Here is a 13,526-nt window from a genome sequence, read left to right on the forward strand (position 1 = left end):
AGTGAAGCAGGAGATCTCCGCGTTGATGGACGGGGAGCTCGAGGCCGACCAGGCCCGGATAGTGATCGGGCGGCTGGGCAGCGATTCGAGCCTTCGGAGCGAATGGGCGCTATATCACCTCATCGGAGACGCGCTGCGGGAACAGGCGTTCGCGGCCTTCGACGTTGAGGAGCAGGTGCACCGGCGGCTGACCGAGGAACCCACCGTACTCGCGCCGCGGCGCTCCCTGGCGAGAAGCGTGCGGCTCTACGCCCTGTCGGCGGCGGCTTCGCTCGCTGCGGTGGCGCTGGTGGGATGGGTCGTGCTCCAGGGGCAGTCCGAGAGCGAGCGACCCGCCTTTACCCGGCCCGCCTCGGTGATCGCCGGCGGCCCGTGGACCAGTCCCGCCCTGCAGGTCCCCCCGCCACCCCTGGGCAGGCTGAACGACTACCTGCTGGTCCATCAGGGCCATTCCCCGAGCACCCAGATCCAGGGCATGGCCACCTACGTCCGGGCGGTGTCCCATCCCGAGGCGGAAGCCCGTCCATGATCCGCTGGGCGCTGTTGGTTGCGCTGGCGCTGGGAGCCCTCCCTGCGGCGGCGGCCGACGGCGGCGACGGCCTCGCCTGGCTGCAGCGCGTCGCCAGCGCCGCGCGCACGGTCAACTATGTCGGCACCTTCGTCTATCAGCACGGCAACCGGGTCGAATCCTCCCGCATCATCCATCTGGTGGATGAGACCGGCGAACACGAGAAGCTGGAAACCCTGGACGGTCCGCCGCGGGAGATCATCCGCCACAACGACGAGATCTATTGCTACTTCCCGGAGGCGAAGCGGCTACGGATCGAAAAGGGGCTGCCCCGGAAGACCTTCCCAGCCTTGCTGCCGGATCAGCTCTCCGCGCTCGCCGAGAATTACCACGTGCGCCTGGGCGGGCGCGAGCGCATCGCGGGCTACGAGTGCCAGGTAATCCTCCTGGAGCCCAAGGACGGGCTGCGCTACGGGCACAAGCTTTGGGCCGACGTGGGATCGGGCCTGCTGATCAAGGCGATCATGTTCGACGACAAGGGCCGGGTGGTGGAGCAGTTCGCCTTCACCCAGGTGGAGATCGGCCGTCCCATCGATCGGGCCCTGCTTCAGCCCAAGTACGAGGCCCGCGCCCTGGTACAACAGGAGAACGTGATGACCGATGGGCAAGGCGCCGCCAAGCCATCGGGCTGGGTCATCCGGGATCCTCCGCCAGGCTTCAAAAAGGTTCTGGAAGCCAGGCGCATGCTGGGCGCGAAGCCACGCCCGGTAACCCACATCATGCTGTCCGACGGGCTAGTGGCGGTGTCCGTGTTTGTCGAAGCGGTGGAGACCAATCCGCCGGCGATCCACCGCCTGTCCAATCAAGGGGCCATCAACGTCGTCTCCCGGGTGGTGAACAACCACTTGATCACGGTGGTGGGCGAAGCGCCCGCCGTCACGGTGATGAAGATCGCCAATTCCATCGCCCATCAAGACCAGTAGACCGATGTTGGAATCCCGGGCACGGGTCATCGAACGCCGTGGAGAAGCCGCGCTGATCGAGGTCCTGGAGCAGGCGGGCTGCGGCGTCTGCGTAACGGGCAAAGCCTGCGGCACGACGCAGCTTGCCCGGTGGCTGTCTTGGCGTCCCCGGCAGCTCGAGGTGGCTAATCCGATCCAGGCCGGGCCGGGAGACGAGGTGATCGTGGCGGTGGAAGACGGAAAGCTCGCGCGCAGCGCGGCTGCGGTGTTCGCCCGGGCGTTGGGGCTGGTCCTCGTCGGGGCGGTGGTAGGTTTCCTGGCCGGCGGGGGAGGAGACGCCTTGGCCGCCGCCGGGGCCGCGGCCGGCCTGGCGGGAGCTTACGTTCTGATTCGCCGTTCGGGACGGACCCAGGTCCACGCCCACCAAGCGCCGCGCATCGTGCGCGCGGTGCGCGCAACAAATCTGTGATAATCGCCGTTTCCTGGAGGTCATCCGATCCATGTTGAGCCGCCTGACGTTTCTTTTTTCCGCATTGCTCCTCGCTTTTGCTGTAGCCGCGAAGGAGCTTCCCGACTTCACCGGCATCGTCGAGCAAAACGCCGCGGCGGTGGTCAACGTGAGCACCACCCAGACGGTCAAAAGCGGTGCACCTCAGTTGCCCAATATTCCAGAGGACGATCCTTTCTACGAGTTCTTCCGCCGCTTCGTACCCAACTTTCCCTATCTGCCCCGGGAATTCCAATCCCGCTCCCTGGGCTCCGGCTTCATCATCAGCCAGGACGGCTACATCCTCACCAACGCCCATGTGGTGGACAGCGCCGACGAGATCATCGTGAAGCTGGTGGACAAACGGGAGTTCAAGGCCAAGGTGATCGGCGCCGACAGGCGCACCGACGTGGCGCTGATCAAGATCGACGCCCAGGGGCTGCCCACGGTGCGCTTCGGCGATCCGAACAAGCTCAAGGTGGGAGAGTGGGTGGTGGCCATCGGCTCCCCCTTCGGGTTCGAGCATTCCGTGACCGCGGGCATCGTGAGCGCCAAAGGACGGTCGCTACCCCAGGAGAACTTCGTGCCCTTCATTCAGACCGACGTGGCCATCAACCCGGGCAATTCGGGGGGGCCGTTGTTCAACATGCAGGGCGAGGTGGTGGGCATCAACTCCCAGATCTACAGCCGCACCGGCGGCTTCATGGGATTGTCCTTCGCCATCCCGATCGACGTGGCCATGGACGTCGCCGACCAGCTCCGGGCCCATGGCAAAGTGCGGCGGGGAAAGCTCGGGGTGGTGATCCAGGAGGTCACCCGGGACCTGGCCGAATCCTTCGGATTGTCCAAGCCCATGGGAGCGCTGATCGCCTCGGTGGAGAAGGGCAGCCCGGCGGAAAAAGCCGGCCTGGAGGTGGGCGACATCATCCTCAAATACGACGGCAAGCCGGTTGCCTCCTCCAGCGACCTGCCGCGCATGGTGGGGTCCACCAAGCCGGGGACCAAGGTCACTGTGCAAGTCTGGCGCAAGGGGGCGACGAAAGACGTCCAGGTCACCGTAGGCGAGCTGCCCGAGGAGCAGGTGGCGAAGGCCTCGGGTCGGCAAGGGGAGCGGGGAAGCGCCGCTGCCGATCGCTTGGGCCTGGTCCTCTCCGATCTGCCGGCGGACAAGAAGAAGGAGCTGGGGGTCGACGGCGGCGTGCTGGTGGAGGACGTGAAGCCCGGCCCCGCCGCCCGGGCCGGCATCCGCCCGGGGGACGTGATCCTCGGCATCAATAACGAGGACGTGAAAAGCGTGGAGCAATTCCGCAAGATCGTCGGCGGGATCGAGAAGGGCCGCCACGTGGCGCTGCTCGTGCGCCGGGGGGAGAGCACCACCTTCCTGACGGCCAGGATCGATGGCTGAGACGATATCCCTCACCCTCTACAGCCGGGCCTACTGCCACCTGTGCGAGGAGATGGAACGGGCGCTGGCAGCCCTCGCCCCCGTCCTCGGGTTCCGGGTGGAGGTGGTGGACGTGGACGCCGATCCCCGGCTCGAGCGTCGCTACGGCGAGCGGGTGCCGGTGCTGGCGGCCGGCGAGCGGGAGTTGTGCTGCTACCGCCTCGACCTCCAGGCGCTTGATGCATACCTCGCGGAAATTCGCTAAAATTCACACCTTCCAATGACTTGGGCACTCGCGCGGTGCCCTTTTTTTAAGCCCGCGACCCGCGCCGGGGGCGGGATTCCGGTCGGGGCAGGCCCGGCTTTTTCCGGAACCGGATGCAGCACATTCGCAACTTCTCGATCATCGCCCACATCGACCACGGCAAGTCCACCCTCGCCGACCGCCTGATCCAGCTCTGTGGCGGGCTTTCGGATCGGGAAATGGAGGACCAGGTGCTCGACTCCATGGAGCTCGAGCGAGAGCGCGGGATTACCATCAAGGCCCAGACGGCGGCGCTGGAGTACACGGCCCGGGACGGCCGGCGCTACCTCCTGAACCTGATCGACACGCCGGGCCACGTGGACTTCTCCTACGAGGTGTCCCGGTCGCTTGCGGCGTGCGAAGGGGCGCTCCTGGTAGTGGACGCCTCCCAGGGCGTGGAGGCCCAGACCGTCGCCAACTGCTACACCGCCATCGAGCAGGGCATCGAGGTGGTGCCCGTACTCAACAAGATCGACCTGCCTTCGGCGGAGCCGGACCGGGTGATCGGGGAAATCGAGGACATCATCGGCATTCCGGCCCGGGACGCCCTGCGCTGCTCGGCCAAGAGCGGGGAGGGGGTGCCCGAAGTGCTGGAGGCGATCATCCGGCGCATCCCGCCGCCCGTCGGGGACCCGGAGGCGCCCCTGAAGGCCCTGATCATCGATTCCTGGTTCGACAACTACGTGGGCGTGGTCATGCTGGTGCGGGTGGTGGACGGGGTCCTGCGCCCGAAAGACCGGATCCGCTTCATGTCCACCGGCGCCGAGTACCTGTGCGAGCAGGTGGGGGTGTTCACCCCCAAATCCATGGCCAAGGACTGCTTGGGCGCGGGGGAGGTGGGGTTCGTCACCGCGGGGATCAAGGAGCTCACCGCGGCGCGGGTCGGCGACACCGTGACCCACGCCGCCCGGCCAGCCGCAGGCCCGCTTCCCGGCTTCAAAGAGGTGAAGCCCCAGGTGTTCGCCGGGCTCTATCCGGTGGACGCGGGCGACTACGGCGCCCTGCGCGACGCCCTGGAAAAGCTGAAGCTCAACGACGCGTCGCTCCACTTCGAGCCCGAGACCTCCCAGGCCCTGGGCTTCGGCTTCCGCTGCGGCTTCCTGGGCCTGCTGCACTTGGACATCGTGCAGGAGAGGCTGGAGCGGGAATACGGGATGAACTTGATCACCACCGCGCCCACGGTGGTCTACCAGGTGCTGCTGCGCGACGGCACCGAGCTGCACATCGAAAACCCGTCGCGCCTTCCGGAGTCCTCCAAGATCGAGGAGATCCGCGAGCCCGTCATCACCGCCCACATCCTCCTGCCCCAGGACTACGTGGGCCCGGTCATCACCCTGTGCGAGGCGCGGCGCGGGGTGCAGCGGAACATGCAGTACCTGGGGCGGCAAGTAATGCTCACCTACGAGCTGCCGCTCAACGAAGTGGTCATGGATTTCTTCGACCGGCTTAAGTCGGTCTCCCGCGGCTACGCCTCCCTGGACTACGAATTCAAGGAGTTCCGCGCCTCCGACCTGGTAAAGCTGGACATCCTGATCAACGGGGAGCGGGTGGACGCCCTATCGGCCATCGTGCACCGCTCCGGAGCCCAGGCCCGGGGGCGGGAGCTGGCGGCCAAGATGCGGGAGCTCATTCCCCGGCAGATGTTCGACGTGGCGGTCCAGGCGGCCATCGGCTCCCAGATCATCGCCCGGGAGACGGTCAAGGCGCTGCGCAAAAACGTGCTCGCCAAGTGCTACGGCGGCGACGTGACGCGCAAGAAGAAGCTGCTGGAGAAGCAGAAGGCGGGGAAGAAACGCATGAAGCAGGTGGGCAGCGTGGAGATTCCCCAGGAAGCCTTCCTTGCGGTGCTGCGGGTCGAAGGCAAATAAACCAACCCAGGAGACCGGATGAACTTCGCGCTGGTGATGCTGATCCTGCTCGTCGTGACCGGCGGGATCTGGCTGCTCGACCGGCTCGTGCTGGCCAAACGCCGGGGCCCGCACCGCAAGGAACCCTGGTGGGTGGAGTACCCGAAGAGCTTCTTCCCGGTGATCCTGCTGGTCTTCGTGTTGCGCTCCTTCCTGGTGGAGCCGTTCAAGATCCCCTCGGGATCGATGATCCCGACCCTGCTGGTGGGGGACTTCATCCTGGTGAACAAGTACACCTACGGCATCCGGCTGCCCGTAGTCAATTGGAAGATCATCGAGGTCAATTCCCCCCGGCGGGGAGAGGTCATGGTGTTCCGCTATCCGGAGAACCCCTCCCTCGACTACATCAAGCGCGTGGTGGGCCTGCCGGGCGATCGGGTCGTCTACCGCGACAAGCGGCTCATCATCAATGGCCAGCCGGTCAAGATGGTGAAAAACGGCGAGTACAGTTACGTGGAAGGCGGGCTCAACCTGGTGAGGGCCCTGCTTTTCACCGAGTATCTGGGCGGACATCCCCACGCGGTGCTCATCAACCCGTCCGCCCCGGACTTGCAGCTCGCCGGGGTGCGCCAGTTTCCGTTCCGCGACAATTGCACCTACAATGAGGATGCCATAAGCTGCACGGTGCCGCCGGGGCACTATTTCGTTATGGGCGACAATCGGGACAGCAGCAGCGACAGCCGCTATTGGGGGTTCGTGCCCGACAGCCACGTGGTCGGGAAGGCGTTTCTGATCTGGTGGAACTTCGGCGACTTCAAGCGGATCGGCACCGTGATCCGCTGAGCCGCGGGGGAGCCCGCGCGAGGAAAGCGTATGCACAGGCAGCAAGGCATCACTCTCGGTGGTTTTCTGGTGGTGGCGGTGATCCTGGCCTTCGGGGCGCTGCTCGCTTTCAAGGTAATCCCCCACTACATGGAATTCTGGGCCATCAAGAAGACCATGACGGCCACGGTACGCGACCCCACCCTGCAGGAGGCTTCGGTGGCGGAGATCCGCAGCGCCTTCGACAAGCGCGCCGACATCGACAACATCACGGCGGTGAAGGGCCGGGATATCGCGGTGAGCAAAGAGGGCGGCGCCCTGGTGCTCAGCGCCAGCTACCAGGTGAAGGTGCCGCTCTTCGCCAACGTGAGCCTGCTGATCGACTTCAGCTACTCGACCCGATGACCGCTGGTCCGCCCGCCGGCGCGCCCGCGGGCCGCAGGATGGATGTGGACGCGCTTTGCACCCTGCTTGGCTACGCCTTCACCGATCCGTCCCTGCTGCGCCAGGCGCTCACCCACCGCAGCCACAGCTCGCCCCACAACGAGCGGCTGGAATTCCTGGGCGACAGCGTCCTCAACCTGGCGGTGGCGCGGCTGCTGTATGCCCGCTTCCCCCAGGCCCCCGAAGGGGCCCTTTCCCGGCTGCGGGCCAACCTGGTCAACCAGCAGACCCTGAGCGCCCTGGCGGTCCACTTGGGACTGGGGGAGTTGATGCGGCTCGGGGAAGGGGAGGTGAAGAGCGGCGGCGCCAGGCGCCCCTCCATCCTGGCGGACGCCCTGGAGGCGATCTTCGGCGCCATCTACCTGGACGGGGGCTTTGAGCCGGCGGAGCAGGTAATCCGGCGCCTCTTCGAGCCCTTCCTGGAGCGGTTGGACCTCAAGACCCTGGGCAAGGACCCCAAGACCCAGTTGCAGGAATTCCTCCAGGGCCGGCGGCTCGCGCTGCCCCAGTACACCGTGGTGGCGACCCACGGCCGGGCCCACGAACAGCACTTCGTCGTGGAGTGCCTGATCGAGGAACTGGGCATCCGCTGTCTGGGCGAAGGGCCGAGCCGCCGCAAGGCGGAACAGGAGGCGGCCCGCCAGGCGCTGGCCCAGGTGGAAGGTGGTGAGCCCCAAGGACGCGAAGCCCGATGAGCGCGACCGCCCCTGGCTTCAGGAGCGGCTATGTGGCCATCGTCGGCCGGCCCAACGTGGGCAAGTCCACCTTGCTCAACTGCCTGGTGGGCGCCAAGATCAGCATCGTCTCTCCCCGGCCCCAGACCACCCGCCACCGGGTGCGGGGCATCCTGACCACCGGGGACGCCCAGCTCGTCTTCGTGGACACCCCCGGGTTCCAGACCCTGCACGGGGGCGCGCTCAACCGGGCCCTCAACCGCAGCGTGGTGCGGACGCTGGAGGACGTGGATGTGACCTTGGTGGTGGTGGAGGCGTTGCGCTTCAACGCGGGCGATCGCCAGGTGGTGGGACTGCTCAAGCGGGACCGGCCCGCCATTCTGGCGATCAACAAGGTGGATCTGGTCAAGGACAAAGGGCTGCTGCTGCCCTTCATCCAGCAGGCCGCCGAGACCTACCCTTTCGCCGAGATCGTGCCCGTCAGCGCCGAAAAAGGCGCGGGTGTCGAGGACCTGGTGGCGACGATACGGAAGTACCTCCCGGAAGGACCGCCCCTCTACGATCCGGGGGAGATGACCGACGCCAGCGAACGGTTTCTCGCCGCCGAGCTCCTGCGGGAGAAGCTGTTCCGGCTGCTGGGCGAGGAGCTGCCCTACGCCACCACGGTGGTGGTGGAGGAGTTCAAGGACGAAGGGGATCTGAAACGCATCCACGCGGTGGTCTACGTGGAAAAGGATTCCCAGAAGGCCATCGTAATCGGGCGCAAGGGCGAAAAACTCAAGGAGATCGCGAGCCTCGCGCGTCTCGACATGGAGCGGCTCTTCGGGACCAAGGTCTTCTTGGACGTGTGGGTAAAAGTGCGCCGGGGATGGTCCGACGACGAGAGGATGCTGAAGAGCCTCGGCTTCGAGTCCTAGGATGAGCGACACGGCGGGCGGGCGTCACCCGGGGGAGCAGGAGGCGGGGTTCGTGCTGCACACCTACCCCTACCGGGAGACGAGCCTCATCGTGGAGGCGCTCACCCGGGGCCACGGGCGCCTGCCCATGGTGGCGCGGGGGGCTCGCCGGCCCAAGTCCCAACTGCGGGGCCAGTTGCTGCCGTTTCAGCCCCTCCTGCTTTCCTGGACGGGGCGGGGAGAGCTCAAAACCCTGGTACGGGCAGAATGGGTGAGCGGCCAGCCGCCCCTGGAAGGCCAGGCCCTCATCTGCGGCTTCTACCTGAACGAGTTGCTGATACGGCTTTTGCCTCGGGAGGATCCCCACGAAGCGCTGTTCGACCACTACCGGGACGCCTTGGTGGCGCTAGCCCGGGGGAGCAGCATCGAAGGCATCCTGCGCCGGTTCGAGACCCGCCTGCTCAAGGAGCTGGGCTATGCCATGGTGCTGGACCGCGACGTCCAGACAGGCGAGGCGATCGACCCCGGCGGACGGTATACTTATCTGCCAGAGCGGGGCCCGGTGCCCCTTTCCGAAGGCGCGGGGGAAGAGCCGGTGCTTTCTGGCAAGACGCTCCTCGACATGGCCCAGGACCGCTACGACGACCCCCAGACCCAGCAGCAGAGCAAGGCCCTGATGCGCACCCTCATCAACCACCTACTCGGCGGCCAGCCGCTGCACACGCGGCAGTTGCTCAAGGAGCTGCAGCAGCTATGATCGAGCTCGGCGTCAACATCGACCACGTGGCTACTTTGAGACAGGCCCGCGGCACCCGCTATCCGAGCCCGATCGAAGCGGCACTGGTGGCCGAGACGGCCGGAGCGGACGCCATCACCCTGCACCTGCGGGAAGATCGGCGCCACATCCAGGACCGGGACGTGGAACTCCTGCGCCAGGTGCTGCACACCCGCATGAACCTGGAGAGTGCCGTCACGGCCGATATGCTAGCCTTCGCCGCCCGGGTAAGGCCCCACGACGTGTGCTTCGTGCCCGAGCGGCGCCATGAGCTCACCACCGAGGGCGGTCTGGACGTGGCCGGCCGCTTGGACGAGGTGCGGGAAGCCTGCGCCCGCCTTGCGGGGGAGGGGATTCGAGTGTCCCTGTTTGTCGATCCCGACCCGCGCCAGATCGACGCGGCGGCCCGGGCGGGGGCCCCGGTGATCGAGATCCATACCGGGCGCTACGCGGAGGCCCGGACGCCCGCGGAACGGAACCAAGAATTGGAGCGGGTCGCCCGGGCGGTGGTCCACGGGCTCGGGCTGGGCCTCAAGGTCAACGCGGGCCACGGGCTCAATTATCACAACGTCCAGCCCATCGCCGCCATTCCCGGCATTGCCGAGCTCAACATCGGCCACGCCATCGTGGCCCGGGCGATCTTCGTCGGGCTGGCCGAGGCCGTGCGCAGCATGAAGGCCCTCATGCGCGAGGCGGCGGGCCGAGGGACCGGGCCCCGGTGATTTACGGCATCGGCACCGACATCGTCGATACCCGGCGAATCGAGCGGCTGTTGGAGCGCTACGGGGAGCGCTTCGCCCGGCGCCTTCTCACCTCCCTCGAGTGGGAACGCTTCCAGGGCAGCCGCCGGCCCGCGGCGTACCTGGCGCTGCGCTTCGCCGCCAAGGAGGCCTTTTCCAAAGCCATGGGAACGGGGTTCCGCACGCCGGTGCTTCTGTCCCATATTTCCGTGGTCCAGGACCGCCTGGGCAAACCCAGGCTGGTCTTCCATGGAGCCCTGGAGGCCTACATGCGGGAACGCGGCATCGCCAGCCATCACCTGACCTTGAGCGACGAGGCGCCTTTCGCCTGCGCCGTGGTCGTCCTGGAGCGCTAAGCCCGGAGGTTCTCCATGTCCCTCGGTCCCCTCATGCTGGACGTGCAAGGCTCGATCCTCACTCCCGAGGACGAGGGACGGCTCGCCCATCCGGGCACCGGCGGAGTGATCCTCTTCAGCCGCAACTATCAGGACCCGGGCCAGCTTTCCCGGCTCACCGCCGCCATCCATGCACTGCGTGCTCCTCCGCTCTTGATCGCCGTGGACCACGAAGGGGGGCGCGTTCAGCGCTTCCGCGAAGGCTTTACCCGGCTTCCCCCGATGCGCAGCCTCGGCCGGCTGTGGGACCGCAATCCCCACCGGGCCCGGCTTCTCGCCGAGCAGACGGGCTACGTGCTAGCGGCGGAGCTGCGGGCGTGCGGGGTGGATTTCAGCTTTACCCCGGTGCTGGACCTGGACTACGGGGCGAGCACCGTCATCGGCGACCGGGCCTTCCACACCAATCCGGATGCGGTGGCCGAGCTGGCCCAGGAACTCGTGCGGGGCTTAAGGCGCGCCGGCATGGCCGCCGTGGGCAAGCATTTCCCGGGGCATGGATTCGTGGCTGCCGACTCCCATACGGAGCTGCCTACCGATGAGCGGCCGTTCGCCGATCTGGCCCTGGCGGACCTAGTCCCCTTCCGCCGCCTGGCGGAGCAGGGGCTTGCAGCCATCATGCCGGCCCACGTGGTCTATCCGGCGGTGGACGCCAGGCCTGCGGGGTACAGCAAGGTCTGGCTGCAGCGCATCCTGCGCCGGGAGCTGGGCTTCGAGGGCGCGGTCTTCAGCGACGATCTGTCCATGGCGGGGGCGGGGTGCGAAGGCGATCCGGTGGCCCGAGCGCGGGCGGCCCTCTCCGCCGGCTGCGACATGGTGCTCGTGTGCAACGACGCTCCGGCGGCCGAGGCCGTGCTGAAAGGGCTGAAGGACGAGCTCCCGGCGGTGAGCCTGGCCCGGCTGGCGCGCATGCACGGCCGTCCGGGGCCCGTCTCTTGGAAGCGTCTGCGGGAAAACGCGGACTACCTGGAAGCAGTCCGGGCGGTCTCCGCCCTGGCCGCGGAGGCGGCGGAGCTTCCCCTGCTGCCCGACCCAACGAGCCCTCCCGGCTGCAACGATTCGCCATGAGCCACGCCCATGGACATGGAAACCCACTTTCCCGCCTGGGCTGGGCCCTGGGGGTCACCCTGGCGTTCTCCGGCGTAGAGGCCGTGGGCGGCTGGTGGTCCGGGTCCCTGGCTCTACTCTCCGACGCAGGGCACATGCTCTCCGACGCCCTGGCTCTCGGCCTGGCGCTCCTGGCGGCCTGGGTGGCCCGGCGTCCCCCTTCCCGCCGCCATACCTACGGGCTCATGCGGGCCGAGGTGGTCGCCGCCCTGGCCAATGCGCTGCTCATGCTGGCGGTGGTGCTGGGCATCGCGGTGGAGGCGGTGGAGCGGACCCAGGACCCGCGCCCCGTGGCCGGGTTTCCCGTCATGGTGATCGCGGCAGTGGGGCTCCTGGTGAACCTGGGGGTGCTGTTCATCCTCGGGCAGTCCCACGGCGGGCTCAACGTGCGCGCGGCGGCGCTCCACGTGACAGGGGATCTGCTGGGCTCGGCGGCGGCGCTCACCGCGGGGGCGGTAGTGTACTTCACCGGCTGGACGCCCATCGACCCCCTGCTCGCCGTCGTGGTTGCCTGCCTTATCCTCGCCTCCACGGTTCAGGTGGTGCGGGGGGCGTTGACCATCATCATGGAAGGCGTGCCATCGGGCCTGGACCTGGAGGGGGTGGGACGGGCGATGACGGAGGTGAAAGGGGTGACCTCGGTTCACGACCTGCACGTCTGGACCGTGGGATCGGAGCAGGTGATCCTTTCGGCCCACGTCGTCCTCGACGACCTCAAGGAATGGCCCCGGGTGCTTGCCGAGCTGCAGCGGATGCTGCGCACCCGCTTCCGCATAGGACACGTGACTTTGCAGCCGGAGGTGCCGGTCCGGCCCGAGGCCGCCAGCGCGATGCGCATCCCGATCGTCCCCGCCGGCGGACGGCATTCCTGAAGCCGCGGCGCGGGGCGGATCAGCCCCGCTCCATGTACTCGCCCGAGTCGGTGCTGACCTTGATGCGCTCGCCTTCGGACACGAACTGGGGCACCATCACGGTAAGGCCGGTCTCGGTTTTCGCCGGCTTGAACGTGGCCGTGGCCGTGGCGGTCTTGATTCCCGGCTCGGTCTGCGTGACGGTGAGCACCACGGTGGGGGGGAGCTGGACGCCGATCGGCCGATCGTTGTGGAAATTGATTTGCACGTCGGTGTTGGGCAGCAGGAACTCCTTCTGACCTTCGAGCAGGTCTTCCGGAAGGGAGATCTGCTCGAAAGTCTCCTTGTCCATGAACACGTAGCTCGTCCCGTCGTTGTACAGGTACTCGAAGTCCCGGCTCTCGACGAAGGCGCGCTCCACTTTCTCGTCGGTGCGGAAGCGCTGGTTGGTCTTGGTGCCGCTTTCGATGTCCTTCATCTCCACCTGCATGAAAGCGCCGCCTCGCCCGCCCACGTGGACGTGGTAGGATTTGAGCACCCGCCACACGCGCTTATCCCACTCGATCAGGTTGCCGGCCCGGATTTCGGTCGCTAAAACTTTCGCCATGGGTCGTCCGTCCAAAATCAAATCTTTAATTTTACACCAGACGAAGACGCCCACAGGATGCCCGAGTGCACGGGACCCGTTCGTTTGACCTTTCCTGCCGCCGCTGCGCGCGGCTCGCCCGCTACTTGGACCGGGTGCGCCGGGAGCACCCGGCCTATCACGCCAAGCCCGTGCCTTCTTTCGGCGACGCCCGGCCCCGGTTGCTGGTGGTGGGCCTCGCGCCGGGCCTCCATGGCGCCAACCGCACCGGACGCCCGTTCACCGGCGATCACGCGGGCCGGTTGCTCTACGAAGCGCTCCACCGCCACGGCTATGCCAGCGCCCCGGTGTCGCGCAGCGGAGACGACGAGCTCACCCTCATGGGCGCCCGCATCACCAACGCCGTGCGCTGCGTACCCCCGGAGAACAAGCCGACGACCGGGGAAGTGGGCAACTGCAACTCCTTTCTCGCGGAGGAGCTAGCCCAGATGCCGCCGCGGCGGGCCGTGCTGGCCCTGGGCGTCATCGCCCACGGAGCGGTGCTCAAGGCACTCGGGCTGCGCCCAGGTGCATACCGCTTCGCCCATGGCGCCGTGCATGCCCTCCCCGGGGACACGACCCTCTTCGATAGTTACCATTGCAGCCGCTACAATACCCAGACAGGCCGCCTGACGCCCGCCATGTTCGACGCCGTCTTCCGCTCGATCGGAGAGTACCTGGCCGGGCTTTCGAAAGCTTCCGGCTGAA

General features: G+C 67.2%; 17 protein-coding genes. 16 read left to right on the forward strand and 1 reads right to left on the reverse strand.

Annotated elements, in window-relative coordinates:
* Window position 1 precedes the first annotated feature (1 nt).
* The 15 genes from ACTFO6_RS06815 (at window position 2) to ACTFO6_RS06885 (ending at window position 12,214) form a co-directional block, all read left to right on the forward strand.
* Window positions 2-529 carry a sigma-E factor negative regulatory protein gene (locus ACTFO6_RS06815; protein ID WP_439933700.1) on the forward strand — a complete coding sequence of 176 codons (528 nt, stop codon included), beginning with the start codon at window positions 2-4 and terminating at the stop codon, window positions 527-529.
* A complete protein-coding gene (locus ACTFO6_RS06820) occupies window positions 526-1,491 on the forward strand; it encodes a MucB/RseB C-terminal domain-containing protein (RefSeq protein WP_439933701.1) in 966 nt (321 codons plus the stop codon). The genes ACTFO6_RS06815 and ACTFO6_RS06820 overlap by 4 nt, the downstream gene beginning before the upstream one ends.
* A gap of 4 nt (window positions 1,492-1,495) precedes the next feature.
* Entirely contained in the window at window positions 1,496-1,939 is a 444-nt protein-coding gene (locus tag ACTFO6_RS06825) for a SoxR reducing system RseC family protein (RefSeq protein WP_439933702.1), read from the forward strand.
* A gap of 31 nt (window positions 1,940-1,970) precedes the next feature.
* Window positions 1,971-3,362 carry a DegQ family serine endoprotease gene (locus ACTFO6_RS06830; RefSeq protein WP_439933703.1) on the forward strand — a complete coding sequence of 464 codons (1,392 nt, stop codon included), beginning with the start codon at window positions 1,971-1,973 and terminating at the stop codon, window positions 3,360-3,362.
* Complete coding sequence (locus ACTFO6_RS06835) at window positions 3,355-3,606, forward strand: glutaredoxin family protein (RefSeq protein WP_439933704.1); 252 nt, start codon at window positions 3,355-3,357, stop codon at window positions 3,604-3,606. The genes ACTFO6_RS06830 and ACTFO6_RS06835 overlap by 8 nt, the downstream gene beginning before the upstream one ends.
* A 113-nt stretch (window positions 3,607-3,719) precedes the next feature.
* Window positions 3,720-5,513 carry a translation elongation factor 4 gene (gene lepA / locus ACTFO6_RS06840; protein ID WP_439933705.1) on the forward strand — a complete coding sequence of 598 codons (1,794 nt, stop codon included), beginning with the start codon at window positions 3,720-3,722 and terminating at the stop codon, window positions 5,511-5,513.
* 18 nt (window positions 5,514-5,531) lie between these two features.
* On the forward strand, window positions 5,532-6,335 hold the full coding sequence (gene lepB, locus ACTFO6_RS06845; protein ID WP_439933706.1) for a signal peptidase I: 804 nt from the start codon (window positions 5,532-5,534) through the stop codon (window positions 6,333-6,335).
* A gap of 30 nt (window positions 6,336-6,365) precedes the next feature.
* The gene (locus tag ACTFO6_RS06850) at window positions 6,366-6,719 is read left to right on the forward strand and encodes a DUF4845 domain-containing protein (RefSeq protein WP_439933707.1); all 354 of its coding nucleotides are present in this window, start codon (window positions 6,366-6,368) and stop codon (window positions 6,717-6,719) included.
* Window positions 6,720-6,757: 38 nt separating this feature from the next.
* Window positions 6,758-7,453, forward strand: coding sequence for a ribonuclease III (rnc, locus tag ACTFO6_RS06855; RefSeq protein WP_439933790.1), 696 nt, complete (start codon window positions 6,758-6,760; stop codon window positions 7,451-7,453).
* The gene (gene era, locus ACTFO6_RS06860) at window positions 7,450-8,349 is read left to right on the forward strand and encodes a GTPase Era (protein ID WP_439933708.1); all 900 of its coding nucleotides are present in this window, start codon (window positions 7,450-7,452) and stop codon (window positions 8,347-8,349) included. The genes rnc and era overlap by 4 nt, the downstream gene beginning before the upstream one ends.
* Window position 8,350: 1 nt before the next feature.
* Complete coding sequence (gene recO, locus ACTFO6_RS06865; protein WP_439933709.1) at window positions 8,351-9,085, forward strand: DNA repair protein RecO; 735 nt, start codon at window positions 8,351-8,353, stop codon at window positions 9,083-9,085.
* Window positions 9,082-9,825 (forward strand): pyridoxine 5'-phosphate synthase, encoded by a 744-nt coding sequence (pdxJ, locus tag ACTFO6_RS06870; RefSeq protein WP_439933710.1) that lies wholly within the window; start codon window positions 9,082-9,084, stop codon window positions 9,823-9,825. The genes recO and pdxJ overlap by 4 nt, the downstream gene beginning before the upstream one ends.
* Window positions 9,822-10,199: a holo-ACP synthase gene (acpS, locus tag ACTFO6_RS06875; RefSeq protein WP_439933711.1), complete on the forward strand. Its 378-nt coding sequence runs from the start codon at window positions 9,822-9,824 to the stop codon at window positions 10,197-10,199. The genes pdxJ and acpS overlap by 4 nt, the downstream gene beginning before the upstream one ends.
* 15 nt (window positions 10,200-10,214) lie before the next feature.
* Window positions 10,215-11,303 carry a beta-N-acetylhexosaminidase gene (gene nagZ / locus ACTFO6_RS06880; RefSeq protein WP_439933712.1) on the forward strand — a complete coding sequence of 363 codons (1,089 nt, stop codon included), beginning with the start codon at window positions 10,215-10,217 and terminating at the stop codon, window positions 11,301-11,303.
* On the forward strand, window positions 11,300-12,214 hold the full coding sequence (locus ACTFO6_RS06885; protein WP_439933713.1) for a cation diffusion facilitator family transporter: 915 nt from the start codon (window positions 11,300-11,302) through the stop codon (window positions 12,212-12,214). Before nagZ ends, ACTFO6_RS06885 begins: the two co-directional genes overlap by 4 nt.
* A 19-nt stretch (window positions 12,215-12,233) precedes the next feature.
* On the opposite strand, the gene efp is transcribed toward ACTFO6_RS06885, so the two are convergent.
* Window positions 12,234-12,800, reverse strand: a complete 567-nt coding sequence (gene efp / locus ACTFO6_RS06890; protein ID WP_439933714.1) for an elongation factor P — start codon at window positions 12,798-12,800, stop codon at window positions 12,234-12,236.
* Window positions 12,801-12,865: 65 nt separating this feature from the next.
* Between efp and ACTFO6_RS06895 the strand changes: the two genes are divergently transcribed.
* Entirely contained in the window at window positions 12,866-13,525 is a 660-nt protein-coding gene (locus tag ACTFO6_RS06895; RefSeq protein WP_439933715.1) for a uracil-DNA glycosylase, read from the forward strand.
* Window position 13,526 lies beyond the last annotated feature (1 nt).

The sequence above is a fragment of the Pelomicrobium sp. G1 genome, from assembly GCF_051905455.1.
Taxonomy (GTDB): domain Bacteria; phylum Pseudomonadota; class Gammaproteobacteria; order Burkholderiales; family UBA6910; genus Pelomicrobium.

Bases quoted from the DNA above. Each gene is read 5' to 3' on its own strand.
- ACTFO6_RS06820 (WP_439933701.1), top strand. From the start codon at position 526: ATGATCCGCTGGGCGCTGTTGGTTGCGCTGGCGCTGGGAGCCCTCCCT.
- ACTFO6_RS06825 (WP_439933702.1), top strand. From the start codon at position 1,496: ATGTTGGAATCCCGGGCACGGGTCATCGAACGCCGTGGAGAAGCCGCG.
- ACTFO6_RS06830 (WP_439933703.1), top strand. From the start codon at position 1,971: ATGTTGAGCCGCCTGACGTTTCTTTTTTCCGCATTGCTCCTCGCTTTT.
- ACTFO6_RS06835 (WP_439933704.1), top strand. From the start codon at position 3,355: ATGGCTGAGACGATATCCCTCACCCTCTACAGCCGGGCCTACTGCCAC.
- lepA (WP_439933705.1), top strand. From the start codon at position 3,720: ATGCAGCACATTCGCAACTTCTCGATCATCGCCCACATCGACCACGGC.
- lepB (WP_439933706.1), top strand. From the start codon at position 5,532: ATGAACTTCGCGCTGGTGATGCTGATCCTGCTCGTCGTGACCGGCGGG.
- ACTFO6_RS06850 (WP_439933707.1), top strand. From the start codon at position 6,366: ATGCACAGGCAGCAAGGCATCACTCTCGGTGGTTTTCTGGTGGTGGCG.
- rnc (WP_439933790.1), top strand. From the start codon at position 6,758: ATGGATGTGGACGCGCTTTGCACCCTGCTTGGCTACGCCTTCACCGAT.
- era (WP_439933708.1), top strand. From the start codon at position 7,450: ATGAGCGCGACCGCCCCTGGCTTCAGGAGCGGCTATGTGGCCATCGTC.
- recO (WP_439933709.1), top strand. From the start codon at position 8,351: ATGAGCGACACGGCGGGCGGGCGTCACCCGGGGGAGCAGGAGGCGGGG.
- pdxJ (WP_439933710.1), top strand. From the start codon at position 9,082: ATGATCGAGCTCGGCGTCAACATCGACCACGTGGCTACTTTGAGACAG.
- nagZ (WP_439933712.1), top strand. From the start codon at position 10,215: ATGTCCCTCGGTCCCCTCATGCTGGACGTGCAAGGCTCGATCCTCACT.
- ACTFO6_RS06885 (WP_439933713.1), top strand. From the start codon at position 11,300: ATGAGCCACGCCCATGGACATGGAAACCCACTTTCCCGCCTGGGCTGG.
- efp (WP_439933714.1), bottom strand. From the start codon at position 12,800: ATGGCGAAAGTTTTAGCGACCGAAATCCGGGCCGGCAACCTGATCGAG.